At 46.5% G+C, this 20,877-nt stretch carries 19 protein-coding genes; 16 read left to right on the forward strand and 3 right to left on the reverse strand.

Translation table 11 applies throughout. The annotated features are described in order from the left end of the window. Positions 1–7: 7 nt before the first annotated feature. Entirely contained in the window at positions 8–1,234 is a 1,227-nt protein-coding gene (gene ylbJ / locus NYE68_RS08345) for a sporulation integral membrane protein YlbJ (protein WP_015417416.1), read from the reverse strand. A 179-nt stretch (positions 1,235–1,413) separates the two neighbouring features. Here ylbJ and NYE68_RS08350 point away from each other — a divergent pair, with 179 nt between their 5' ends. Beyond that, entirely contained in the window at positions 1,414–2,193 is a 780-nt protein-coding gene (locus tag NYE68_RS08350; protein WP_007409696.1) for a patatin family protein, read from the forward strand. Positions 2,194–2,198: 5 nt separating this feature from the next. Then, a complete protein-coding gene (locus NYE68_RS08355; RefSeq protein ID WP_007409697.1) occupies positions 2,199–3,221 on the forward strand; it encodes a SepM family pheromone-processing serine protease in 1,023 nt (340 codons plus the stop codon). An 18-nt stretch (positions 3,222–3,239) separates the two neighbouring features. Here NYE68_RS08355 and NYE68_RS08360 read toward each other — a convergent pair whose 3' ends face one another. Continuing rightward, complete coding sequence (locus NYE68_RS08360) at positions 3,240–4,487, reverse strand: nucleotidyltransferase (protein WP_064107857.1); 1,248 nt, start codon at positions 4,485–4,487, stop codon at positions 3,240–3,242. A gap of 208 nt (positions 4,488–4,695) precedes the next feature. Between NYE68_RS08360 and NYE68_RS08365 the strand changes: the two genes are divergently transcribed. The 3 genes from NYE68_RS08365 to gerR all read left to right on the forward strand — a co-directional run bounded on the left by NYE68_RS08365 (position 4,696) and on the right by gerR (position 6,148). Next, positions 4,696–5,214: a DUF177 domain-containing protein gene (locus tag NYE68_RS08365; RefSeq protein ID WP_007409699.1), complete on the forward strand. Its 519-nt coding sequence runs from the start codon at positions 4,696–4,698 to the stop codon at positions 5,212–5,214. Between the two features lie 21 nt (positions 5,215–5,235). Next, positions 5,236–5,415, forward strand: coding sequence for a 50S ribosomal protein L32 (rpmF, locus tag NYE68_RS08370; RefSeq protein ID WP_003154457.1), 180 nt, complete (start codon positions 5,236–5,238; stop codon positions 5,413–5,415). A 157-nt stretch (positions 5,416–5,572) separates the two neighbouring features. Beyond that, positions 5,573–6,148: a sporulation-specific transcriptional regulator GerR gene (gene gerR, locus NYE68_RS08375; RefSeq protein ID WP_003154450.1), complete on the forward strand. Its 576-nt coding sequence runs from the start codon at positions 5,573–5,575 to the stop codon at positions 6,146–6,148. A gap of 40 nt (positions 6,149–6,188) precedes the next feature. On the opposite strand, the gene NYE68_RS08380 is transcribed toward gerR, so the two are convergent. Then, positions 6,189–6,671 carry an N-acetyltransferase gene (locus tag NYE68_RS08380; RefSeq protein WP_007611262.1) on the reverse strand — a complete coding sequence of 161 codons (483 nt, stop codon included), beginning with the start codon at positions 6,669–6,671 and terminating at the stop codon, positions 6,189–6,191. Positions 6,672–6,833: 162 nt separating this feature from the next. Here NYE68_RS08380 and NYE68_RS08385 point away from each other — a divergent pair, with 162 nt between their 5' ends. From NYE68_RS08385 to spoVE, 11 genes are all read left to right on the forward strand, one after another. Beyond that, positions 6,834–7,715 (forward strand): 2-dehydropantoate 2-reductase, encoded by an 882-nt coding sequence (locus NYE68_RS08385; RefSeq protein WP_324635866.1) that lies wholly within the window; start codon positions 6,834–6,836, stop codon positions 7,713–7,715. An 86-nt stretch (positions 7,716–7,801) separates the two neighbouring features. Next, positions 7,802–9,421, forward strand: a complete 1,620-nt coding sequence (bshC, locus tag NYE68_RS08390) for a bacillithiol biosynthesis cysteine-adding enzyme BshC (protein ID WP_324635865.1) — start codon at positions 7,802–7,804, stop codon at positions 9,419–9,421. 125 nt (positions 9,422–9,546) lie between these two features. Beyond that, a complete protein-coding gene (mraZ, locus tag NYE68_RS08395; RefSeq protein WP_007409703.1) occupies positions 9,547–9,978 on the forward strand; it encodes a division/cell wall cluster transcriptional repressor MraZ in 432 nt (143 codons plus the stop codon). 69 nt (positions 9,979–10,047) lie between these two features. Then, a complete protein-coding gene (gene rsmH, locus NYE68_RS08400) occupies positions 10,048–10,983 on the forward strand; it encodes a 16S rRNA (cytosine(1402)-N(4))-methyltransferase RsmH (protein ID WP_007409704.1) in 936 nt (311 codons plus the stop codon). Between the two features lie 39 nt (positions 10,984–11,022). Further along, a complete protein-coding gene (gene ftsL / locus NYE68_RS08405; RefSeq protein ID WP_003154442.1) occupies positions 11,023–11,376 on the forward strand; it encodes a cell division protein FtsL in 354 nt (117 codons plus the stop codon). Positions 11,377–11,382: 6 nt separating this feature from the next. After that, entirely contained in the window at positions 11,383–13,527 is a 2,145-nt protein-coding gene (pbpB, locus tag NYE68_RS08410; RefSeq protein ID WP_039251564.1) for a penicillin-binding protein 2B, read from the forward strand. A gap of 113 nt (positions 13,528–13,640) precedes the next feature. Beyond that, positions 13,641–15,560, forward strand: coding sequence for a stage V sporulation protein D (locus NYE68_RS08415; RefSeq protein WP_003154438.1), 1,920 nt, complete (start codon positions 13,641–13,643; stop codon positions 15,558–15,560). A gap of 195 nt (positions 15,561–15,755) precedes the next feature. Beyond that, positions 15,756–17,228 carry a UDP-N-acetylmuramoyl-L-alanyl-D-glutamate--2,6-diaminopimelate ligase gene (locus NYE68_RS08420; protein WP_324635864.1) on the forward strand — a complete coding sequence of 491 codons (1,473 nt, stop codon included), beginning with the start codon at positions 15,756–15,758 and terminating at the stop codon, positions 17,226–17,228. 107 nt (positions 17,229–17,335) lie between these two features. Further along, positions 17,336–18,310, forward strand: coding sequence for a phospho-N-acetylmuramoyl-pentapeptide-transferase (gene mraY / locus NYE68_RS08425; protein WP_007409707.1), 975 nt, complete (start codon positions 17,336–17,338; stop codon positions 18,308–18,310). After that, positions 18,311–19,666: a UDP-N-acetylmuramoyl-L-alanine--D-glutamate ligase gene (gene murD, locus NYE68_RS08430; protein WP_015417422.1), complete on the forward strand. Its 1,356-nt coding sequence runs from the start codon at positions 18,311–18,313 to the stop codon at positions 19,664–19,666. 58 nt (positions 19,667–19,724) lie between these two features. After that, a complete protein-coding gene (spoVE, locus tag NYE68_RS08435) occupies positions 19,725–20,825 on the forward strand; it encodes a stage V sporulation protein E (RefSeq protein ID WP_033574593.1) in 1,101 nt (366 codons plus the stop codon). The last annotated feature ends 52 nt before the right edge of the window (positions 20,826–20,877 follow it).

The following is a 20,877-nucleotide window of genomic DNA, read 5'->3' on the forward strand; positions in this document are numbered from 1 at the left end:
TGGCGTCTCATCCTTTTTTTGTCCGTGCTGACAGCCTGTAACAATAAATCAATGCGTATACGGCGAGAGCTGTCAGCGTGATGGCGGGACCGGTTTCAACAAGTGTATTCCATCCGCTGACGGCAGCAGATACCGCTTCCTGATCGCGGAAAGGGAGGAATACGGACTGGTAAGGTTCGTCCAATGCAAGGTAAAGCGGCTTCCACAGTAAGAGAATAAAGAGTGCGGCATAAATGCCCTGAAGGATACGCGCCGCGAAAAACGGTTTAAAGCGGATATCTGTTTCCGATAAAATGCCGGCTACCTGGGCCTGTACGGAAAGGCCGCTGAACCCGAGAATAAAACTCACAATCATGGCTTTCGGCAGCAAGGCGGCATCAGCTTCACTGGCCAGCTTGCTCCCAAGTGTAATTTCAAACATTCCGCTGATAAGAGGGATGTCCAGATTTGCCGGAAGATGAAAAAGCGAAAGCAGCGCGTTTGTAAATACAGAAAGCACATCCATGACTTGTACGATTGATAATAACCGGCTGAAAACCGAAAACAATATAATAAAACCGCCCACCATCAGCAAGGTTTGTACAGAAGAGGTGACGGCGTCGCCCAAAATTTTTCCGAGCGGCCGCTTTTCCGAAAGCCGCGCCTTGTGGAGGGCCAGAAATGCTTCCTTCAGAGAAGGGAGAGCGATCGTCTTTTTACCGGTATACGCCGCTTCTTCTTTCCGTCCGTATGAACGCATCGTTAGGCCGACGGCGATGTTTCCGAGATAGTGAGCCGATGCCAGCAGAATGCCGAGAGACGCGTTATGAAAAAAGCCGACTGCCACAGCCGCAAATATAAATAACGGATTGGATGAATTGGTAAAAGAGACGAGGCGTTCAGCCTCTACTCTGGAGATTTGTTTATCCTGGCGCAGCCGTGCAGTCAGCTTCGCGCCGGCCGGATTGCCTGAAGCCATGCCCATAGCCAGTACAAATCCGCCGACCCCCGGCACTCTGAAAATGGGACGCATAAAGGGTTCGAGTAAAAGGCCGACAAATTTGACAATGCCGAATCCGATTAAAAGCTCAGATAGAATAAAAAACGGAAGCAATGAAGGAAAAACGACCTCCCACCACATGGAAAGACCGGTTTTGGAGGCTTCGAATGAGGCCTGAGGGTGTGAAATAACCGTCGCCGTCAAAAAAATGAAAAACAATGAAATCAAAAATGTATGAAACTTAGACAAATTCATTCTTACCTCCCCGATGCTAAAATTGCACACTGACATTTATATCATGATAAAATATAGAACAGACCTTAAAGGCGGCCGGGCAAGTACCTATTTGTCATCCTGTACTAATATACGAGCATAGGGGTTCAATTTAGACCATAGAATTCATGTATAGGATGTCTATTAGGGGGTTCGTCGCGTTGGCCAAACCTACAATCGGGTTAGCGTTAGGTTCGGGAGGGGCAAGAGGCATCGCTCATCTCGGAGTGTTATCCAGTTTACATAAGCATCAGATTCCAATTGATATGATTGCCGGCAGCAGCATGGGAGCGTTAGTCGGGAGCTTTTATGCGGCCGGGCATGACGTGGCCACGATGAAAAAAGTCGCTAAAGCATTTAAGCGGCGGCTGTACGCGGATTATACGATGCCGAAGCTCGGATTTTTAAAAGGAGACCGCATCAGGCAGCTCGTTCATGCCTATACGTACGGCAAGCCGATAGAAGAACTGCGGATCCCGCTCGGCATCGTGGCCTGCGACCTTCAGACCGGCGAAAAACTCGTTTTTACGAAAGGTTCAGTGTCCGAAGCCGTCCGCGCGAGCATCAGCATACCGGGCGTTTTCGTCCCGCAAAAAATGAACGGACGTATGTTAGTCGACGGCGCGGTGGTCGACAGAATCCCGGTTTCCGCCGTAAAAGATATGGGTGCTGATATCGTCATCGCCTCTGACGTATCCCGGGTGAAAAAAACGGAAAAGGCGGCACATATTTTTGATGTAATCATGCAAAGTATGGATATACTGCAAAATGAATTGGTCCGTCACCAGACCATTGCCGCAGACGTCATGATCCGCCCTTCTCTTGAATCATTCAGCTCAAGTTCTTTTGCCAACATTGATCATATGATCACAGCGGGCGAAGAAGCCGCAGACCGGATGATCGGCCGGATTAAACAAGAAATAGAGAACTGGGAGGGCTAACTCATATGAAAGCAAAACATTTTCGCTGGGTGTTTATCATCCTGATCTTATTAATCGCTGTTACATTTATTAAGCTTCCGTATTACATCACACAGCCGGGAGAAGCATCAGAGCTGAGACCGCTGATTAAGGTGGACGGAGGCTATCCTGAAAAAGGAAGCCTTTCCTTGATGACTGTCAAAGTAGGCCCCGCCAATCCGTATACATATCTTTGGGCGAAAGTGCATCCTTACGAAGAAATCGTCCCTGATGAAAGCATAAAAGAAGAGGGCGAATCGGACTCGGATTATATGAAGCGCCAGCTGCAAATGATGAAAAGCTCCCAAGAAAACGCGGTCATTGCCGCTTATCAAAAAGCCGGGAAACAGGTAAAATACTCATTTAACGGCATTTATGCCAGTTCAGTCGTCTCTGACATGCCGGCAAAAGGAAAAATAGAGGTCGGTGATAAAATTATCAGCGCGGACGGGAAAACATACGAATCCGCTGAAAAGCTGATTGATTATATCAGCAGCAAAAAAGCGGGGGAAAAAGTAACGTTTCACATTGAACGGGACACGAAAGAAAAGACCGTTGACATTGTGCTGAAATCATTCCCGGACGACCCGAAAAGAGCGGGAATCGGTGTCGCATTATATACGGACCGGAACGTGAAAGTGAAGCCGGATCTTCATTTCAGCATTGAAAACATCGGCGGGCCTTCTGCGGGTCTCATGATGTCTTTAGAAATTTACAACCAGCTGACAAAACCTGACGAAACAAAAGGCTATAATATAGCCGGAACGGGGACAATCGACGTGGACGGCAAAGTCGGACCGATCGGCGGAATCGATCAGAAAGTCGTCGCCGCAGACAAAGCGGGAAAAGATATTTTCTTTGCGCCGAATCAAAACGGAGCTGAAAATTCTGATTACAAAAATGCGGTAAAAACGGCGAAAGCGATCAAGTCCGATATGAAGATTGTCCCTGTCGACACCATGCAGGACGCACTTGACTATTTGGATCAGCTGAAAGTAAAAAGCACCTGATACAGACAGGTGCTTTTTTTACGCATTCAAAAAACGCTTTTCGTCTTCATCATAGCGGATCGGCGCTTGTGAAAATTCCTGTTTCTCAAACAATGTGCGTTCAGGTTCGTTTATCGGCAGGCTGTAAACCCGTCCCGCCAGTATGTCCAGATCCAGAGCGGGATGAGAGAAAGAAGAGAGCTTGCTGACGAGAGGTGCGGTAAGCTCTTTTTTCTTTGCCGACAGGTACGCCTGTCCTTTTTTCGTCATTCCGAGAAGACGGATATAAGGAGCGCTTGAAGGCTGCAAGAGCCGATGCATGTCTTCTTTTTTCGTCCGTGTCAGAATGTGCGTGTTCATCCGTTGCAGCCTCGTCCACGTGTATCGTTTTGTTTTCAATCGTTCCATCATTTCGCGATAGGATCGGGCTTGTCTGATGGTGCGCAGAATTCTGTGCTCAAGGCCTTCTTCCACTTCATAGATTCGGCTCAATTCTTCAGCGGAAAGAGTGCTGAGGCTGTATTTTACATATGAAAAATAGTCTTCCGTGCTGTGCCATATGCCGTATGAATTTCTGTATGCCTCCAGCTCACGCGCAGACGCTTCCGGGAGAAAGCTCCTTGCGGCCGCCGTTCCTTTTTCTATCAGCGCTTTCCGGATGCTTGTTGCGCTGGCTATCCGGCTGTTATCTCCGGGAAGCTCGGCGTCATGATACTGGGAAGCGATTCTGGCTGTCGTATAAGGCTTCATAGCGGAACAGGAGGCGTGTATCGCTCTAACGTAGTGAAAACCGAGAATATTGTTCGGCTTGGACAAATCGAGCATGTCCCGCCCTTTGAATATGTGTGAAAAAGCTTTTGAGGCGGCGGCCGGATAGCTGAGACCCTTTTTCAGCTCCTCTTTCAGAATCAGGCTGCAGTCATCTTCCTTTCGGCTGAACGCTTCAGACGCTTCAAGAAAGGATTCGATCCGCCCGTTTTCGCTGCCGAAAAACAAGCTGCTGCATCCTAAATGATGAAGAAGCGAAACGCTGCCGCGCGCGAATAATTCCGCTTTTTGTACGGCATATATATAAGGGAGCTCAATGACGATATCCACGCCGTTTTCCAGCGCCATTTTTGTCCGGGCCCACTTTGAGACGGCGGCCGGTTCCCCGCGCTGCAAAAAAGGGCCGCTCATCACTGCCGCCGCGACGCTGCTGTCCGTTTTGATTTTTGCTTGTTCCGCATGATAGCGGTGTCCGTTATGAAAGGGATTATATTCAACAACCAGGCCGACTGCTTTCATATTTGTCCCGCCTTTCTTGCTATGTTTTGCTTCGTGTGGTACATTTGCAAATGAAGTGCATATTTTAGTCCGTTTCGTTTAGTGTATGCATAGCCTATCCGGCTGTCAACGATTGCATGACGGCGGCATTATGCTGTAAAGAAAAAATATTGACAAAAACATTCTGAAAAGCTATAATCATGTTTGTTGCTTTCCTGAGGTGATACAAATGAAATGGACGATTTATCAGCTTCATCAAATGGCGAAAAAGAGCTTTGAATTTGATGAAACAGTTGAGTTAAATGAGCTGACAAAATTGAATTCTGACATCCGCCGCATTTCTCCCGTCCGGGTGAAGGGCCGCGCGGAGATTGAATCCAAGCAAGTTTCGTTTGACTTTACGATTTCAGGCGAAATGGTTTTGCCGTGCTCAAGAACTTTAGTTGATGTGCCGTATCCATTTACAATCGCGACAAAAGAACTGTTTAGATTTCATAAGTCGGATGATATAGAAGATGAGGACGTTCATTTTGCTGAAGACGATACCGTCGACTTAACTCCGATCATAAAAGAAGAGATTCTTTTAGAAATTCCTATGCAAGTCTTTTGTGAAACTGAACAAAAAGAAGGAGCCGCTCCCCAAGTGGGGAAGGATTGGCAAGTGATTTCTGAGGAAGACAAGAAAAATCAAATCGACCCCAGACTTGCGGATCTGAAAAAGCTCTTAACACAAGATGATGAATCTTAACTCTTTAAGGAGGTGGGAATAATGGCTGTACCTTTTAGAAGAACTTCTAAAATGAAAAAAAGATTGCGCCGTACACATTTCAAACTAAATGTACCTGGTATGACAGAATGCCCGTCATGCGGAGAGATGAAATTGTCTCACCGTGTATGTAAAGCATGCGGATCATACAACGGCAAAGACATAAATGTTAAAAGCAATTAATGTATGAAGAAAAGCGCGGGAATCTCGGTTCCTGCGCTTTTCTTTTTTTTGCCCCTCCGGCCTGCTTCCACCGAAAAAATTGTAAGCCCCAGTAGTCTATCTAATCTATCAGCGGCATATGTATGAGGTAAATGAGCAAATATGGAGGGAGATACGATTGACGATAACGAGACAAGACGCGTGGACGCAAGATGAAGATTTGCTGCTGGCCGAAGTGGTGCTCAGGCATATTCGGGAAGGCGGGACCCAGCTTTCCGCTTTTGAAGAAGTCGGCAGAGCGCTGACGAGAACGGCTGCCGCCTGCGGGTTCAGATGGAATTCTTATGTCAGAAAACAATATCAGTCAGGGATAGAACTGGCGAAAAAACAGCGGAAGGAATTAAGAAAGCAGATCGGGGTGCATTCCGCCAATCTGCCGGGAACCGTTAAACAGCCTCCGATCCGCAGGGCGGAAGGAGAAAAAGAGCTGTCCATTGATGATGTCATTTTGTTTTTGCAGCAATTTAAAGAGTCGCCAGCCGCAGCGGATGTGCGTCATGAAAAAGAAAAACTCACAGAACAGCTGACCGCGCTGCAAAAAGAAGTCGAGGATCTGCGTGAGGAAAATGAAAGCTTGAGAAACAAGCTGGAGATGACGGAAGAAGATTATAAAGCGTTAATTGACATTATGGACAGAGCGAGAAGGATGGTCAATTCAAAAGAAGACGACAGAAAATCGGCGCAGAGCCTGTAAAATGAACCGGCCTGGGGGCGGCGGCCCGGCCGGTTTTTTATTATGCCGTTTCTCCGGATGTCATTTCACCGTCCATATCGGGATGCCAGATATAAGGATTTTCTCCTTTATCACGCGCCATATCATATTTAACGGGCTCAAAATTCATCTTATCCCAGAAATCTGCTGATTTCATGCGTGAATTTGTCCTGATCGGCATTCTGAAGGATTTTGCAAAATCAACAAGCGCTTTTCCGTATCCGTTGTTTTGATAGCCCGGAAGAACCTCAAGCTTCCAAAGTTCCAAAAAGTCCTGACGCTGATCAAAATACGGATTCGCGCCTCCGTTTACCTGATATAAACTCATTCTCGCCACTAGTTTATCTCCGAAGTAAATCCCGTAAAAAGGCGAGGTGCTGTCATTTTCAATGATATTATCCTGAAGATCTTCAAGCATCGACAGCTCCTGCATCCCGTATTCCTTAAACCTTTTAAATTCTTCGAGTGTCTTAAAGTTGATGAGCAGTCGCTCTATTTTCAACACAAACTCCCCCTTTGTTGTGTTCTACCATTATTGTAAACGCTTTAATTGAAAATTCCAACTATAATATGCTTGCCAGTCTTTTTGCTCAAAACGAAATTGAAGTAATTTGCGGCGGCTTCTGCTATGATAATATGGAAAAATGCAGATATAGGGTGTGACAGTGTGAAAATCGGAATTATCGGCGGCGGAGCGGTAGGCCTTTTATGTGCTTACTACTTATCGTCCCGCCATCAGGTAACGGTCATTACGCGGCGGACGGAGCAGGCTGATGCGATTAACTCAGGCGGTATACGGCTTTTGAAAGACGGAATAGAATGTACGGCGGCATGCAGAGCGCAAACCGGCCTCACTTCCGGATTCGACCTCTTAATCGCAGCCGTTAAACAGCACCAGCTAAGGGCTGTGTTGCGGGATCTTGAGACGATAAAAGGGACGAATGTGCTGTTTTTGCAAAACGGCATGGGACACATACACGACATTAAAGATTGGCATACGGATCATTCGCTTTATGCCGGCACAGTTGAGCACGGAGCAAAAAAGATATCAGATCATGCCGTTGAACATACGGGAGCGGGAGCCGTAAGATGGAGTGTATTCAGCGCATCCCGGCCGGAAACGCTCAAAAGCATCTTTTCCGGCATGCACCGGGATTTTCCTGTATATGATGAAAACGACTGGTATCGGCTGTTAACGGGAAAACTGATCATAAATGTATGCATCAACCCGTTAACTGCATTGCTGCGCGTGAAAAACGGAGAGCTGTTAAGAAATGACGCTTACAAAAAATATATGAGAAACGTGTTTGAAGAAGCGGAGACAATACTTGGCCTCGCCGATAGAGAAAAAGCTTGGAACAAAGTTTGCGAAGTTTGCAGACTGACGGAAAAAAATCATTCTTCCATGCTCGTCGATATCATGGCAGGCAGGCGGACAGAGGCCGATGCGATTATCGGCTACCTTGTAAAAGAAGCGGAAAGCCGCGGATTGCCGGCCGTTCATCTCCCGTTTTTACACCGCAGCATAAAAGCGTTAGAAAGAAACTGAAACAAAGTCTTTTGAGGTTTTCCGGTAACATGCTATACTCATTTCGGAAACCTAACTATTTATTGGAGAAAGGAAGTTCCAGACAGATGCAGCTAACTGAACTTTCCATCAAAAGTCAAAATAAGTTTGTGCAGCACTATATAGATGGAGAAAACATGTCTTCATTTTTTGATTATGATATTCATTCAGAGGACGTATGGCAAAAGCGGCTTCATGACCTGTCTTCGCGGCCGTTTGCCAGAGAAGAATTAGCGGATTATTTATCCTCCTATCACGAAAAATTTCACTCCGCCGCCATGCAGGCCTCCATCGAAAAACTGAGAGATCCAAAAAGCGCAGCGGTAGTAGGCGGCCAGCAGGCCGGTCTTTTAACGGGGCCTCTTTACACCATACATAAAATTATCTCCATTATCGTACTTGCCAGACAGCAGGAAGAGGCGTTGCAGATTCCTGTCGTTCCGATTTTCTGGGTGGCGGGTGAAGATCACGATCTGGAAGAAATCAATTTTGTGCATACGTCAACAGAGAATAAAGGTCCGGTGAAACAGAAACTGCCGCAGTCGTACTGGAAAAAAACATCGGCGGCTAAAACCGAGCTTGATCAGGAAAAATGCGCGGCTTGGATTGATGAAGTGTTCGCTGCTTTTGAGGAGACGGATCACACAAACACACTCCTTCAAAACGTGAAGCGATGTTTACGCTCATCAGAGACATTCACAGACTTTTTTGAACTGTTGATCGCCGACTTGTTTCAAGAAGAAGGCCTTATTCTGATGAATTCGGGAGATCCGGGGATTAAAAAGCTGGAAACGGGTATGTTTCAGCAGATTTTAAAACACAATCATGAGTTTGCCAAAGCCGTGTCAGACCAGCAGCGTCTTATGCGGGAAGCCGGTTATCACCCGATTATTGAATCGGACAAAGATCAGGCCAATCTGTTTTACGAACATGAGGGAGAGCGTTTCTTAATTGAAAAAGAAAACGGCGTTTTTGTCATTAAGGAGCTTGACCTGAAGTGGACGAACGACGAGCTTCATACCCATATGGAAGAAAAACCGGAATGTTTCAGCAATAACGTTGTGACAAGGCCGCTTATGCAGGAGTTTCTCATCCCGACTCTGGCGTTTATCGCGGGACCGGGGGAGATCAATTATTGGGGTGAGCTGAAGCAGGCTTTCTCATTAATGGGCTTTCGCATGACCCCGGTAGTGCCGAGACTGAACATTACGTTTCTTGAGCGCCATATTGAAAAGAAGCTTTCAGAACGGAATATCCCGCTTCAGGAAGCGATCGAACACGGCACCGGACACCTGAAAGACACTTATTTTGAAGAGCAGATTCCGGAAGAGTTTTCTTCTGTAATGGAACAGGCGAAGTCGCAGATTGAAGCTGTCCATAAACGCGCAAGGGACGAAGCGCTGAAGGTCGATTCAAGCCTTGAGCCGCTCTTACAGAAGAATGCCGCCTTCATTCAAGATCAGCTCTTGTTTTTAGAACGGACGGTAACGAAAAGAATTGAAGAAAAAGAAGGCTTTGTGCTGCGTGACTATGAAAGAATCCAAAACAGCATCAGACCGCTCGGCGCTCCGCAGGAACGGATTTGGAATGTGATGTATTATCTGAACCGCTACGGTCCAAAATTCTTCACAACCTTCAAACATCTGCCATTTTCTTTTCAAAACCAACATCAGATTGTCAAACTTTGAAATAAAGTTTTAAAGAACCCTGAATAGTTCAGGGTTTTTTTTTATGTGTAAACAGTGTAAAATGAGGTTGTGGAGAGAAGTGGCGGATAGTGGTGAGTTTAGGGGAGGAAGTGGGGGTCCTTATCATGTTTATGGGTGAATACCGGCATACTGTTGATGCAAAGGGCCGCATGATCGTACCCGCAAAATTCAGAGAAGGCCTCGGTGAGCAGTTTGTGCTGACCAGAGGACTGGACCAATGCCTTTTCGGCTATCCGATGAATGAATGGAAGCTGATTGAAGAAAAGCTGAAGGCTCTGCCGCTTACCAAAAAAGACGCCCGCGCATTTACCCGATTCTTTTTTTCCGGTGCGACCGAATGCGAACTGGACAAGCAGGGAAGGGTTAATATTGCGTCATCTCTTCTGAATTACGCAAAACTGGAAAAAGAATGTGTTGTCATCGGGGTTTCCAATCGAATTGAATTGTGGAGTAAGGTAATATGGGAACAATACACAGAAGAGCAAGAAGATTCATTCGCTGAAATTGCTGAAAACATGATTGGATTTGATATATAATGGATCTTCGTGCATCACAACAACAACTGACAATTCAATTCATTCCTGATAAAGGTGGGACCGACACAAATGTTTCAGCATAAGACAGTACTTCTTCGTGAAACCGTCGACGGTTTAAATATCAAACCGGACGGAACCTATGTGGACTGCACCCTTGGCGGCGCCGGGCACAGTACATATTTATTGCAGCAATTATCGGAAAAAGGACGCTTGATCGCCTTTGACCAAGATGACACAGCACTTGAAAACGCAAAGAAAACATTGTCCGAATACAAAGGACAGCTTATTCTGGTGAAAAGCAACTTTCGTTATTTAAAAGAGTGTTTACATGAACACGGCATTACGAGTGTCGACGGAATTCTATTTGATTTAGGAGTATCCTCTCCGCAGCTTGATACACCGGAACGGGGATTCAGCTATCATCATGACGCACCGCTGGACATGAGGATGGACCAGTCGGCCGCCCTTACGGCGAAAGAAGTCGTAAATGAATGGCGGTATGAGGACCTTGTGAGGATTTTCTTTAAATACGGAGAAGAAAAATTCAGCAAGCAGATCGCCCGAAAAATTGAAGAGGCAAGAGAAAAATCGCCTATTCAAACAACCGGCCAACTGGTCGATCTAATAAAGGACGCGATACCGGCTCCGGCAAGAAGAAGCGGAGGTCATCCGGCCAAACGTGTATTCCAAGCCATTCGAATCGCCGTAAACGACGAGCTTCAAGTATTTGAAGAGGCCCTCTTGCAAGCGATAGAGGTGCTGAAGCCGGGCGGAAGGGTGTCTGTGATCACTTTTCACTCGCTGGAAGACAGAATGTGCAAGACGACATTCAAGGAAAAATCATCACTTCCCGAACTGCCTCCGGGTCTTCCCGTGATACCGGAAGAATTTGAACCGGAATTAAAGCTGATTACGAGAAAGCCCATTACGGCATCAAAAGAGGAGCTTGAAGAAAATAACCGCGCCCGGTCAGCGAAGCTCCGCATTGCGGAGAAACGAAAATAACGGGCAGCAAATGACAACATTAAAGGAGGTCATCAGCCTATGAGCAACTTAGCTTACCAGCAGGAAAAACAACAACGGCCAGTGATAAGTCCCGAAAAAAAGGTGATTGTCAAAAAGAGGGCTTCCATTACACTCGGGGAAAAGGTGCTGCTCGTCCTGTTTGCCATTGCCGTTCTCTCCACATCAATGTTTATCGTATCAAAGGCATACGCGGCGTACCAATCCAATATTGAGGTGCAAAAACTGGAGGAGAAAGTATCTGAGAAGAATAAGCAGATCGGTGATCTCGAAAAGACGGCTGCTGACTTAAGCCAGCCGCAGCGCCTGATGGATATCGCCAAAAAGCACGGTTTGAATCTGAAAGATAAAAAAGTGAAAAACATACAGGAATGATAACCCATGCCGAAAAAAAATAAGTTTATGAACAGAGGAGCAGCGATACTCAGTATTTGTTTCGCTCTCTTTTTCTTTGTCATTCTCGGGAGAATGGCGTACATTCAATTAACCGGTAAAGCAAACGGTGTAGAACTTGCAACAAAAGCGACCGAGCAGCACGAAAAAAAGCGGACGATAGAAGCGAGCCGCGGCTCTATTCTTGACCGGAACGGCAAAGTGCTTGCAGAGGACACGGCGACATATAAACTCATTGCCGTGCTTGATAAAAAGATGACGACCGACAAGAAGCATCCTCAGCATGTCAAAGACAAAGAGAAAACGGCGGAAAAACTGGCGACCGTTATCAATCTTGATAAAAGCAAGATTCTGGACATCTTAAACAGGGATGGCGCGAAGCAGGTGGAATTCGGTTCAGCCGGCCGCGATATCTCTTATGCGAAAAAACAAAAGATCGAAAAAATGAATCTTCCGGGTATCTCTTTCTTAAGAGATACGAAGCGCTACTATCCGAACGGCATATTTTTGTCAAATGTTCTCGGCTATGCCGATGTGAATGAAAAAACAAACGAGATACAAGGCTCTTTAGGGCTTGAAAAAATACTGAACAACTATCTGACGGAACGCGACGGATCCGTCACTTACGAAAGTGATAAATCCGGCTGGAAACTTCCGAACAGCAAAGAAAAAATCACCGCACCTAAAAACGGTGACAATGTATATTTAACCATTGATCAGAAAATTCAAACCTTTTTAGAAGACAGCATGACGAAAGTAGCGGAAAAATATAAACCGAAAAAAATTATGGCGGCTGTCGTAGAACCGAAAACAGGCAAAGTGCTTGCGATGGGGCAGCGTCCGAGTTTTGACCCGAATATCAGAAACGTCACCAATTATTACAACGACTTAGTGTCGTACGCGTATGAACCGGGATCAACGATGAAGATCTTTACGCTTGCCGCGGCGATTCAGGAAAATGTGTTTGCCGCAAACGAGAAATATAAATCAGGAACATATAAAGTGGGAGGCGGACCTGTTAAAGATTGGAACGATGGCGCCGGTTGGGGTATGACAAGCTTCCATGACGGCCTCATGAGGTCATCGAATGTTGCTTTCGCCAAACTGGCCAACGAAAAACTGGGGTTTGACCGGTTTAATGAGTACCTGCACAAATTCGGGCTCTATCAAAAAACAGGGATTGATCTGCCCGGTGAAGTATCAAGTAAAATTAACTACAAATATGATTTTGACAAAGCGTCTACTGCTTACGGCCAAGCATCGGCGATAACGCCGATCCAGCAGCTTCAGGCCGTCACGGCGATTGCCAATAACGGCAAAATGATGAAACCTTACGTCATTGATCATATTGTCGACCCCGATACGAAAAAAGTCGTCAAGCAGACAAAACCCGAGCAGGCAGGCACGCCGATTTCAGCAGATACGGCTAAAAAAGTCCGGAATCTGCTCGGAGAAGTCGTGACGTCAGACATCGGAACGGGAAAACCTTATAAAATTGAAGGATTTGACGTCGCGGGTAAAACGGGAACCGCACAAATTGCCGGGACGGGCGGATATTTAAGAGGAACGAGCAACTATGTGTTTTCATTCATGGGCATGGCGCCGAAAAATGATCCTAAGCTCGTCATCTATGTAGCCGTGCAGCAGCCGCAATTAAAAGCGGGGCAAAGCAGCTCTGATCCTGTCGCGGAAATCTTTAACCCGACGATGAAAAACAGCCTTCACTACATGAATATCGAACCGACGGAAAAAACAGATTCCGGTCAGGAAGAAACGAAAAGCCAAAAGATGCCTGACCTGACAGATAAGACGGTCAAGAGCGCTGAGAAGGAAGCGAAAAATGAACATCTCACACCGATTGTCATCGGCAGCGATGTTGCCGTAAAAGAGCAGTATCCGACAGCCGGAGAAGATGTGATCACCAATCAGAAAATCTTCTTAAAAACAGACGGAAAGATGACGATGCCGGATATGTCCGGATGGTCGAGACGGGAAGTGCTTCAATTCAGCAAAGTATCAGGCATTCACATCGATGTGAGCGGTGAAGGTTACGCTTCAAGCCAAAGTGTGAAAAAAGGCAAAGAACTGAAAGAAAATACCGTGATCAAGGTGAAATTTAAAAATCCTGATTAACGGGACAGAGAAGTCCGCGGATGCCCGCGGGCTTCTTTTTTATGCGCCGCCGTTCTATGTGTCCAAGCTGAGGCATAAATTGAAACAAGCCTAAATAAGGAGTGGACGGTCCCTTGCGCGTTTCAAATGTAACGGTTCGAAAACGTTTATTACTGGTTTTGCTTTTTGGCGTAATCATTTTTTTGATCATTGACAGCAGATTAGGCTATGTCCAATTTGTGATGGGAGAAAAGCTGACTTCATTGGCTAAGGATTCCTGGAGCCGGAATTTGCCGTTTGAGCCTGAGCGGGGAGAGATTCTTGACCGAAACGGCGTGAAGCTGGCTACTAATAAAAGCGCGCCGACCGTCTTTGTCGTACCGCGCCAGATCCAAAATCCCATCAAAACGGGCAAGCTTCTCGCGTCAGTTTTAAATATGTCGGAAGAGAAGGTCTACAAACACATTACTAAGAAAACCTCCATAGAAAAAATCTCACCCGAGGGGCGGAAAATTTCCAATAAAAAAGCGAAAGAAATCAAAGCGCTCGACTTAAAAGGGGTTTATGTGGCTGAAGACAGCATCCGCCATTATCCGTACGGAAGCTTTTTGTCCCATGTTCTCGGTTTTGCCGGTATTGATAACCAAGGCCTTCTCGGATTGGAGGCTTATTATGATGATGACTTAAAAGGTGTCAAGGGATCCGTAAAATTTTATACGGATGCCAAGGGGAAGAAAATGCCTGATGAAGCGGATGATTACACCCCTCCGAAAGACGGACTTGATATGAAACTGACGATTGACGCCAAGGTTCAGACGATTATAGAAAGAGAGCTCGACAATGCAGCGGCGAAATATAACCCGGACGGAATGATTGCGGTCGCAATGAATCCGAAAAACGGGGAAGTGCTCGGCATGTCAAGCCGTCCTGATTTTGATCCGGCTGACTATCAATCGGTGGATCCGTCCGTTTATAACCGGAACCTGCCGGTATGGAGCACATATGAACCGGGTTCGACCTTTAAGATTATTACGCTTGCGGCGGCTCTTCAAGAGCAAAAAGTAAACTTGCAAAGAGACCACTTTTATGACAAAGGGTTTGCCGAGGTCGACGGCGCCCGCCTCCGATGCTGGAAAAAGGGCGGCCACGGTTCGCAATCTTATCTTGAAGTCGTTCAAAATTCCTGCAACCCCGGGTTTGTACAGCTGGGGGAACGGCTCGGAAAACAAAAGCTGTTTCAATATATTAAGGACTTCGGCTTTGGAAAGAAAACAGGCATTGATCTGCAAGGGGAAGGAACGGGGATCTTATTTCCGCTTGACAGAGTCGGCCCGGTTGAACAGGCGACAACCGCTTTCGGACAAGGGGTTTCCGTCACGCCGATTCAGCAGGTGGCAGCCGTTTCCGCAGCAATAAACGGCGGAACGCTTTATACTCCGTTTATCGCCAAAGAGTGGGTTGATCCCGTTACGAAAAAAACCGTTAAGAAACAATCGCCGATTGCGAAAAGGCAAGTTATTTCCCAGGAAACGTCAAAGCAGATCAGATATGCTTTAGAAAGCGTCGTCGCTCAGGGAACGGGGCGGAATGCCTTCGTGGAAGGATATCGCGTCGGCGGAAAAACAGGTACCGCACAAAAGGTCAAAGACGGCAAATATCTCGAAAATAACCATATCGTCTCTTTTATCGGTTTTGCGCCGGCTGATGACCCGAGCCTTGTCGTGTATGTCGCGGTTGATAATCCGAAAGGCACGATTCAATTCGGGGGAACCGTCGCCGCGCCGATTGTCGGAAATATGATGAGAGACAGTCTGCCTGAGCTCGGCGTGAAACCGCGAAAAAATCAAATCGAGAAAAAATATCAATGGAACGACACAAAAACAATAGAGGTTCCGAATGTTGTAGGGATGTCTGTCTCTGATCTTGAGTCGCTGCTTGTCAATTTGAATATTGACTCCTCAGGAAAAGGAAGCAAAATTGTGAAACAATCACCTGCAGCCGGAACGAAAGTAAAAGAAGGCTCAAAGATCCGTGTTTACTTGAGTGAAGAATGAGTCTTTTTGAGGCAGCCGATTGTTTTCGGCTGCCTCTTATCATAAAGAGAAAAAAAGAAGATAACTTTTAAGATTAACTGGATGTATCCTTTTATTTACGCTAAAATATGAACTGTATGTTTAAAAGCCATTCTGACTTTTATAAACGGTTATCATGATAAAAGAATGAATAGAATTTCTGAGAGGTTTGATACAATGAAACTTACAAAGCTGCTTACATATTTAATGGCCGAACCTGTTCAAAATGACTTTCATGACCCTGACATAACTTCAATTGAGATGGACTCCAGGGAAGTGAGAAAAGGGAGTCTTTTTGTGTGTATAAAAGGGTATACGGTAGACGGACATGATTTTGCCCAAAAAGCCGCAGAAAACGGCGCAGCGGCCATCGTTGCCGAGAAAGAGCTTGACGTCGATGTTCCTGTCATTATTGTCCGCCGGTCACAGCGGGCGCTCAGCGTTCTTTCTGACGCGTTTTACGGGCAGCCGACAAAGCAGCTTCAGCTTATCGGCATCACCGGCACAAACGGCAAAACATCAACGACGCACATGGTTGATGAAATTTTCAAAAAAGCGGGAAGACAGACCGGTTTAATCGGAACGATGTACATTAAAATCGGGGATGAGACATTCCCGGTCAAAAATACAACGCCCGAAAGCGTCACACTGCAAAAAACGTTCAAGAAAATGAATAATGAGCATGTTGACACAGCTATTATGGAAGTGTCGTCTCACGCTCTGTCACTCGGCAGGGTTCACGGCTGCGATTATGATATCGCCGTATTCACGAACCTGACGCAGGACCATTTAGATTATCACAAGACGATGGAAGACTACAGACAGGCTAAAAGCCTCCTGTTTTCCCAGCTGGGCGGCTCCTTTAATCACGAAAAGCCGAAGCGGGCCGTTTTAAACGCAGATGACAAGGCCAGTGCTTATTTTGAAAAAGTGACGGCGGCGCACATCCTTACATACGGAATCGAGAATGATGCCGATGTCATGGCGAAACAAATCGAGATCTCTGCGCAAGGCACAAGCTTTGAACTCGTTACGCCAAAAGGAACAAAGCAGATCACGGTTTCACTAGTCGGCCGCTTCAACGTGTATAACGTACTGGCTGCAGCGGCGACAGCGATCGCAGCGGGTCTGCCGTTTGATACGATCACAAGCGCTCTTGAAGAGCTGCAAGGTGTCAGAGGCCGGTTTGAACTGGTGAATCACAATCAGCCGTTTCCTGTGGTCGTCGATTACGCGCACACGCCTGACAGTCTGGAAAACGTCCTGAATACATGCAAAGATATGACAGAGGGCAAGCTTTTCGTCGTCGTCGGCTGCGGCGGAGACCGGGACAAAACGAAACGCCCGAAAATGGCGGAAATTGCGGTGCGGATTGCCGACGAACCGATTTTCACTTCAGATAACCCGAGAAGCGAGGACCCGCTGGCCATATTAAGAGATATGGAAAGAGGGGTAGAAGGCACTTACTATCACAGTATCGCAAATCGCGAGCAGGCTATCTTTTTTGCCATTGCCAACGCGAAAAAGGGAGATGTGGTTCTGATTGCCGGGAAAGGGCATGAAACCTATCAGCAGATCGGCAATGAAACATTCGACTTTGATGACGCCGAAGTAGCGGGAAGAGCTATTGTTGAGCTGAATAAAAAGTAAAACAGGAAAGAGTGTTAGAATGAGGGAAATGAAAAGAATTACGGGGACACAATGTGAATATGATAAATACGTATGTCGTTTGAACGAAACGGGAGGAGAAAAGAGCAATGCTTGAGCAAGTGATTTTATTTACAATAATAATGGGATTTTTAATCAGTGTTCTGATATCTCCGATTCTTATCCCGTTTTTAAGACGTTTAAAATTCGGCCAAAGTATCAGGGAAGAGGGGCCGAAATCACATATGAAAAAATCAGGGACGCCGACGATGGGCGGGGTCATGATTATTGTATCCATCGCCATTACGGCGATTGTCATGACGCAGAAATTTTCGCATCTGAGCGCGGAAATGTTTCTTCTGCTGTTTGTCACGATCGGATACGGCCTGCTCGGCTTTCTGGATGACTATATTAAAGTAGTAATGAAACGGAATCTCGGATTGACGTCGAAGCAGAAATTGATCGGCCAGATCATTATTGCCATTGTATTTTACGGAGTATATCATTATTGCCATTTTTCAACCGGCATCAGGGTGCCGGGCACACATCTGTCAATCGATCTCGGCTGGGGATACTTTATCCTCGTTCTCTTTATGCTTGTCGGAGGTTCAAATGCCGTCAACCTGACAGACGGTCTGGACGGTCTCTTGTCCGGTACCGCGGCTATCGCATTCGGCGCTTTCGCCATCCTTGCGTGGAACCAGTCACAATATGACGTTGCGATTTTCTCGGTTGCCGTTGTCGGCGCCGTTCTCGGTTTTCTTGTATTCAACGCCCATCCCGCCAAGGTATTTATGGGGGATACCGGTTCGCTTGCGCTCGGAGGAGCGATCGTGACCGTTGCCATTCTGACGAAGCTTGAAATTCTGCTCGTCATTATCGGCGGAGTATTTGTTATTGAGACCTTATCTGTTATCTTACAAGTCATCAGCTTTAAAACGACAGGAAAACGAATCTTTAAGATGAGTCCGCTTCACCACCATTACGAATTGGTCGGATGGTCTGAATGGAGAGTTGTCGTCACATTCTGGACTGCGGGACTGCTGCTTGCCGTTTTAGGAATTTACATCGAGGTGTGGTTATAAGTGGAAAACGAACTTTTTTTGCAAAAACAAAACTTTCTGGTCCTCGGACTGGCGAAAAGCGGATATGCGGCTGCGTCGATTCTTCATGAAAAAGGCATTAACGTCGTCGTGAATGATCAAAAAGCCTTTGAAGAAAACGAACCTGCCCAAAGGCTTGCGGAAAGAGGAATTGAAGTCATCTGCGGTGAGCATCCGACGTCACTTTTTGATCAGCATCACATTACCATTCTGATCAAAAATCCCGGAATCCCGTATGAAAATATCATGGTGGAGGAAGCGCAAAGAAGAGGCATCCCGGTCTGGACGGAAATCGAGCTTGCGTATTATATCACCAATGCAAAATTCATCGGCATTACAGGTTCAAACGGGAAAACAACAACGACGACCCTGATTTATGAAATGCTGAAAGCTGACTCGATAAAGGCGCTGATCGCAGGGAATATCGGCACTGTCGCCAGTGAAGTGGCTTATCATGCTGATGGTGATGAATGGATCGTCACAGAGCTTTCTTCGTTCCAGCTTATGGGGACTCATGCGTTCAGACCTGAAATCGGCCTGATTTTAAATGTGTTCGACGCTCATTTGGATTACCATCACAGCCGTGAAAACTATGAAAAAGCCAAGCAGAACGTGTATCTTCATCAGCTTGAGAGTGATACGGCCATCGTGAATCAAAGCGATGAAACAGTCGTGCGGCTTGCCGAAAGCGGAAAAGCCGGCACCGTTCCGTTTTCAGTTCACCAGGAACTGTCAAGCGGCGCATTCATTAAAGACGGTATGCTGATGTTCGGCGATGAAGCGATTCTGCCTGTTGATGACATCGTACTGCCGGGCGCGCACAATTTAGAAAATATTTTAGCCGCTGTAGCCGCGGCAAAAACGGCGGGCGCGTCTAATAAAGCGATTCAGAAGGTGCTGACAAGCTTTACCGGTGTCAAACACCGTCTGCAGTATGTAACTGCGATCCAGAATCGTAGATTTTATAATGACAGCAAAGCGACGAATATTTTGGCCACAAGCAAAGCGCTCTCCGCGTTCAAAGCACCGGTTATTCTGCTTGCAGGCGGACTGGACCGCGGCAACGGTTTTGACGACCTGAAACCGTATATGGACAATGTCAAAGCGGTCCTGACGTTCGGACAGACAGCGCCGAAGATAGAAAAACTGGGCAATGAGCTGGGAATACAACATGTCAAACGTGTCGATAATGTTGAACAAGCAGTATCTGCGGCGTTTGCGCTCTCAAATGAAGGAGACGTCATCCTCTTGTCACCCGCGTGTGCAAGCTGGGATCAGTTCAAAACATTTGAAGAACGCGGTGACATGTTTATAGATGCCGTGCATATGCTTAAGTAAGGGCTTGTCTCTGTTCATCGGCAGCCCTAAATGACTTATGCTTGGGGTGTCGATTGCTTTGACTACTAAAAAAACAGCGCCTGATTTGTTATTAGTTATCATTACGTTATTGCTTTTAACAATAGGATTAATTATGGTCTACAGTGCAAGTGCGGTATGGGCGGATTATAAATTTGACGACTCGTTTTTCTTCGCGAAAAGGCAGCTGCTGTTTGCGGGGATCGGCGTCATTGCCATGTTTTTCATAATGAATGTGGATTATTGGACATGGCGCACATGGTCGAAGCTGCTTCTGATCATTTGTTTTTTTCTGCTTGTACTTGTGCTGATTCCGGGAGTCGGAATGGTGCGGAACGGTTCAAGAAGCTGGATCGGAGTGGGAGCGTTCAGCATTCAGCCTTCGGAGTTTATGAAACTCGCGATGATTGCGTTTCTGGCTAAATTTCTTTCTGAAAAACAGAAGAATATTACGTCATTCAGACGCGGATTCGTTCCCGCGCTCGGAATCGTGTTTTCTGCATTTATTATTATTATGTGCCAGCCAGACCTGGGAACGGGGACGGTAATGGTGGGCACGTGCATCGTGATGATTTTTGTTTCCGGTGCGCGAATCGCTCATTTTGTGTTCCTCGGACTCATCGGTTTAAGCGGATTTGCGGCACTAGTTCTGTCCGCTCCTTATCGGATTAAACGGATTACCTCTTACTTAAACCCATGGGAGGATCCGCTTGGAAGCGGATTTCAGATCATTCAGTCGCTCTATGCCGTAGGTCCGGGCGGTCTGTTCGGGATGGGGCTCGGCCAAAGCCGGCAAAAGTTTTTTTACCTGCCGGAGCCGCAAACCGATTTCATTTTTGCTATTTTATCTGAGGAACTCGGCTTTATCGGCGGTTCGCTCATATTGCTGCTGTTCAGTATTTTATTATGGCGGGGCGTCAGGATTGCTCTCGGCGCGCCGGATTTATACGGAAGCTTTGTCGCCATCGGTATTATTTCTATGATAGCTATTCAAGTCATGATTAATATCGGCGTTGTGACGGGGCTGATCCCGGTAACAGGAATTACGCTGCCGTTTTTAAGCTACGGAGGCTCATCACTGACGCTGATGCTCGCAGCGGTCGGCGTGCTTTTAAATGTCAGCCGGTACTCGAGGTATTGATCTGTATCTTGCCTCATCACTCATGATTTATTCGTTATCTATAAAAAAACAG

Source organism: Bacillus sp. FSL R5-0447 (genome assembly GCF_038606125.1).
Taxonomy (GTDB): domain Bacteria; phylum Bacillota; class Bacilli; order Bacillales; family Bacillaceae; genus Bacillus; species Bacillus velezensis.

Excerpts from the sequence above, each read along its gene's own strand:
- ylbJ (WP_015417416.1), bottom strand. The coding sequence starts at position 1,234 with ATGAATTTGTCTAAGTTTCATACATTTTTGATTTCATTGTTTTTCATT.
- NYE68_RS08355 (WP_007409697.1), top strand. The coding sequence starts at position 2,199 with ATGAAAGCAAAACATTTTCGCTGGGTGTTTATCATCCTGATCTTATTA.
- NYE68_RS08360 (WP_064107857.1), bottom strand. The coding sequence starts at position 4,487 with ATGAAAGCAGTCGGCCTGGTTGTTGAATATAATCCCTTTCATAACGGA.
- NYE68_RS08365 (WP_007409699.1), top strand. The coding sequence starts at position 4,696 with ATGAAATGGACGATTTATCAGCTTCATCAAATGGCGAAAAAGAGCTTT.
- rpmF (WP_003154457.1), top strand. The coding sequence starts at position 5,236 with ATGGCTGTACCTTTTAGAAGAACTTCTAAAATGAAAAAAAGATTGCGC.
- bshC (WP_324635865.1), top strand. The coding sequence starts at position 7,802 with ATGCAGCTAACTGAACTTTCCATCAAAAGTCAAAATAAGTTTGTGCAG.
- mraZ (WP_007409703.1), top strand. The coding sequence starts at position 9,547 with ATGTTTATGGGTGAATACCGGCATACTGTTGATGCAAAGGGCCGCATG.
- rsmH (WP_007409704.1), top strand. The coding sequence starts at position 10,048 with ATGTTTCAGCATAAGACAGTACTTCTTCGTGAAACCGTCGACGGTTTA.
- ftsL (WP_003154442.1), top strand. The coding sequence starts at position 11,023 with ATGAGCAACTTAGCTTACCAGCAGGAAAAACAACAACGGCCAGTGATA.
- pbpB (WP_039251564.1), top strand. The coding sequence starts at position 11,383 with ATGCCGAAAAAAAATAAGTTTATGAACAGAGGAGCAGCGATACTCAGT.
- NYE68_RS08420 (WP_324635864.1), top strand. The coding sequence starts at position 15,756 with ATGAAACTTACAAAGCTGCTTACATATTTAATGGCCGAACCTGTTCAA.
- mraY (WP_007409707.1), top strand. The coding sequence starts at position 17,336 with ATGCTTGAGCAAGTGATTTTATTTACAATAATAATGGGATTTTTAATC.